The sequence below is a fragment of the Aeromonas sp. HMWF014 genome (assembly GCF_963878295.1).
GTDB classification, from domain to species: domain Bacteria; phylum Pseudomonadota; class Gammaproteobacteria; order Enterobacterales; family Aeromonadaceae; genus Aeromonas; species Aeromonas popoffii.
The window spans coordinates 1-4,156 of the sequence record NZ_CAWNYS010000476.1 but is presented as its reverse complement, the minus strand read 5'-3'; the positions used below and the strand labels follow the sequence as shown (position 1 = coordinate 4,156).

The window sequence follows — 4,156 nt, the reverse complement described above, 5'->3', positions numbered from 1 at the left end:
CTCAATCAGAGCATGCAACTGCATAAAGTTGCTCTTTTGGCATTTTTATCCAAATTATGAGCAACTTATTGCTTGTGACGGAACTTATATCTGATAAGTACCGATCTTTTCTGAAGTAGCCCCAGCTCCCTAGACACCTTACAGCCTCGTGGTTTCCCAAATCGATGCAGCTTGAATGGCACTAACTGAGGGCGCGGTGATCTGATCACCACCATTCCCTTCAAGTCTGCATCATGGGCAAGTCGCTTCACCCCATCACCAACTGGCATCAATACAACAAGTCTCTGATTGACCGTGACTCTCTCACCTTCTGGGTTGATGCAGATGCCATCGACAACTGGTTTCACCAAGACCATTACGGGCGACGGGGACGTAGCCAGCGCTACACCGACCAGACCATCTGCACCTTTCTGATACTCAAGGGGATTTTCAGCCTCACTCTGCGAGCGACCCAGAGGCTACTCGACGCTTTGTTCGCGTTGATGAATGTGCCGCTGTGTACGCCGGACTATCGCTGTGTCAGCAAGCGGGCCCGCACGGTGAAGGTGGCCTATCGGCAGCCCTCCAGGGGGCGCATCACCGATCTGGTTATCGATTCAACTGGTCTAAAGGTGTTTGGCGACGGCGAGTGGCAAGTCAGAAAACACGCCGCTGAAAAGCGCCGGGTGTAACGGTCACTTGGGGCTGGGGAAGCTGCATTCTTACGGCTGATTTGGGAAACAACGCCGATCAGGTCTAATCGCTATGTTTTCAGTTAGTTCCATTCAAACCGTATCGATTTGGTAAACAGCGCCGATTAGCTCATAAACGAAGCCTTTTTCATGTCTATTTCAATTAGTTGCTGCTAAAGTTCTTGTGTATGAGCCATGACTTGGCAATATTGGCTTGGATGAATTAACCGAAATGCTTTTGAGAAGGACTAACTTGGCTTTATATGAAACTGTAACATATTATTAGGCTGCCTCAGTGTTAATTTTAAGGTGAATTTATGATTGAAAAAGATGAGTTGCTAAAACCTTATTCCCTTGATGTTGCTAGTACGCTAACAGCGTTGAACGCTACCGAAAATGGCTTGGAAAGTAATGAAGCACAACGGCGACTAAAGTTATATGGCCCAAATAAGCTCCCAGAGCCGGAGGGCAAGTCAGCTTTTGTTCGCTTCATTAGCCACTTCAAAGATATGCTGGTCTATGTCCTCCTTGCAGCAGCAATCGCAACCGCATTTCTAGGACACTGGGTTGATACTTGGGTAATTGTCGGGGTCGTCGTCCTTAACGCGATTGTCAGTTTCGTACAGGAAGGGAAAGCAGAGACTGCCTTAGCCGGGATCCGCAATATGCTCTCTTCCCGTGCTCAGGTGCTACGAGATCATAAATGGGATGAAATTAATGCTGATGAGTTGGTGGTTGGCGACATTGTAAGATTGAAATCTGGCGATAGAGTCCCTGCCGACCTCCGCTTAATGGAAGCCACAGGGCTGCGGATAGAAGAGTCGGCACTGACAGGTGAATCGGTACCCGCAGATAAGGGGACTGCGGCGATGGCCACAGACTCTCCGCTTGGTGATCGATCCTGTATGGCCTATTCAGGCTCAATGGTTTCTGCTGGACGCGGTGTTGGAGTCGTTACGGCAATAGGTGCTTTAACTGAGATTGGTCAAATCAGTCGAATGATCACTGAAGTCGAGACTCTGGATACTCCGTTAACAAAACAGATGGATCGTTTTAGTAAATCCTTGGCATGGGTTGTCCTATCCATGCTGGCGCTAATGCTGATTATTGGTGTGCTGTTCCATGGCCAAGGGATAGCAGAGGTTTTTATGGCTGCAATTGGCTTTGCGGTGGCAGCCATTCCAGAAGGTCTACCCACTATTCTGACCATTACCCTTGCTATAGGTGTTCAGCGTATGGCTCGGCGTAATGCCATCACCCGTAAACTAACCGCTGTCGAAACGCTTGGTGCAATTACTGTTATCTGTTCAGACAAAACCGGTACCTTGACGCGCAATGAAATGACAGCACAGAAAGTGCTCACCCGGTGTGGACAATATGATGTGAGTGGGGATGGATACCAACCGATAGGCGATATAACTATCGCTGATAAGAAAGTAGTTATATCCAATGCCCCATGTTTATCTGCACTGCTAGAAGTGGTGTCTGTTGCCAATGATACTCATGTGATAATGGAGAACGATGAGTGGCGAATCGTAGGTGAACCAACTGAGGCTGCTCTGCGTGTTCTTGGCAATAAAGCATCTTTTGATGCTACTGGCTACGTTCGCCTGGCCGCTATTCCATTTGAATCATCAAACAAATTCATGGCAACCTTAAACGATACGCCGTCTGGTGAACGGAAAATTCTCTTGAAAGGGGCACCGGACCGTCTAATCGAACGCTGTAAAACAGAGCTGAATGCAAATGGAGCAACTGAGGTGATCAACGCCTCATACTGGCATCAGCAAGTTGAAATGTTGGGACGCCAAGGGTTGCGTGTCCTCGCTGCCGCTACATGTGTGGTGCCTTCCAGTAAAAGTACATTAGAGTTGAGTGACCTTGAACAAGAAATGGTTTTTGTCGGTTTGATCGGTATTGTTGATCCACCGAGGCCTGAAGCAATAGCTGCCATCTCAGAATGCCATAAAGCCGGGATTCGGGTAAAAATGATTACTGGAGACCATGCAGATACCGCTAAGGCAATAGGTATTGAGATGGGCATTGGTAATGCCGAGACGATAAAGGTGGTGACTGGTGATCAGCTTGAGGTCGCAAGTGACGAGGAGTTACAACAACTGGCGGGCAGTTGTGATATCTTTGCCAGAACCAGCCCAGAGCATAAGCTTCGCCTTGTAATGGCTCTGCAAGCTCGGGGGGAGGTTGTTGCCATGACGGGGGATGGCGTGAATGATGCTCCAGCGCTAAAGCGCGCGGACGTGGGTATCGCTATGGGTATTAAGGGAACTGAAGCCACAAAAGATGCCGCCGATATAGTACTCGCCGATGATAACTTCTCTTCTATTGAAAAAGCGATTGAAGAAGGAAGAACCATTTACGATAACATTCAAAAATCCTTGCTTTTTATTCTGCCAACCAATGGTGCGCAAGGTTTTGTAATGCTCTTTTCAGTTCTGCTTGGATTGACACTTCCTTTGACCCCTGTTCAGATTTTATGGGTTAATATGGTAGTAGCCGTCACTCTGGCACTTGCACTGGCATTTGAGCCCAGTGAGCCGAATTTGATGAGTCGCCCTCCACGTAAACCTGGAACATCAATTATCAGTGCGCCTTTCCTGTTGCGTGTGGCTATAGTATCTACGCTGATCGGCGTTTTAACTATGAGTCTATTTGCATTTGAACTGGCCTCGGGATCATCCGATGCTATCGCTAAAACCATGGCACTCAATGCTCTCGTATTGGCACAAACGTTCTATCTGTTTAATAGTCGGTATATCGAAGTTTCCAGCCTAAGCCTCTCTCGACTCCTTAGCAATAAGGTTGCTTGGTTAATGGTTGGTACTTTACTGTTACTGCAACTCGCCTATGTCTATTTACCGATGATGAACAGATGGTTTGGCAGTACACCGTTAAGCATGACTCAATGGGGTATTTGTATCCTGTTCGGTTTCATTGTTTTCCTCATCGTTGAACTTGAAAAATACATATTTAGAAAGTCCAAAAAGGCGTAATGTAGTACTACGATAATAGAAGGGGCGATCAAGTTGGTCGCCCTTTCTGGTAAACTGGCTGTCTATAGTAGTCAACTAAATCCGGCCCCCCGGTTAGGCTGATGTTCAGCTTCTGCTGCGGTATCCTGTCATTGTGTTGATGCGGACGCTGCTAGTTGTAGTCATCTATCAGGTAGTAACTGATATCCCGCTTCGCTTCCCGCAGGCTCATGGAGCCCGCTGCCGGGAGCCACTCCGTTTTAAGACTTCTGAACAACCTTTCCATAAGTGCGTAATTCTAACAGTTGCCACGCCGATTCATGCTCTGGGTCATGCGATTTTCCCCCTACATATTTGACGTGTGGCATTATTAAGTTAATATTCAGACTAATCTATATTATTTAACGGCGTTGTTGCCCAAATCAGCCAGCAAGTCATGACTTCTCCAGCCCCAGGTGACCGCTACACTCGGAGCTTTCTGACAGGTAGACCAAG

The 4,156-nt window shown here is 47.5% G+C and carries 1 protein-coding gene and 2 pseudogenes; 2 read left to right on the top strand and 1 reads right to left on the bottom strand.

Annotated features, from left to right (window positions below):
* Positions 1–233 precede the first annotated feature (233 nt).
* Together AAC083_RS18515 and AAC083_RS18510 are read left to right on the top strand one after the other, a co-directional pair.
* Positions 234–668, top strand: a pseudogene (locus AAC083_RS18515) (IS5 family transposase); the annotation flags it as partial.
* 320 nt (positions 669–988) lie between these two features.
* A complete protein-coding gene (locus tag AAC083_RS18510; protein ID WP_108537381.1) occupies positions 989–3,682 on the top strand; it encodes a cation-transporting P-type ATPase in 2,694 nt (897 codons plus the stop codon).
* A gap of 71 nt (positions 3,683–3,753) precedes the next feature.
* On the opposite strand, the pseudogene AAC083_RS18505 reads toward AAC083_RS18510, so the two are convergent.
* Positions 3,754–3,998 (bottom strand): annotated as a pseudogene (locus AAC083_RS18505) (integrase core domain-containing protein); the annotation flags it as partial.
* Positions 3,999–4,156: the final 158 nt, after the last annotated feature.

Excerpts from the sequence above, each read along its gene's own strand:
- AAC083_RS18510 (WP_108537381.1), top strand. The coding sequence starts at position 989 with ATGATTGAAAAAGATGAGTTGCTAAAACCTTATTCCCTTGATGTTGCT.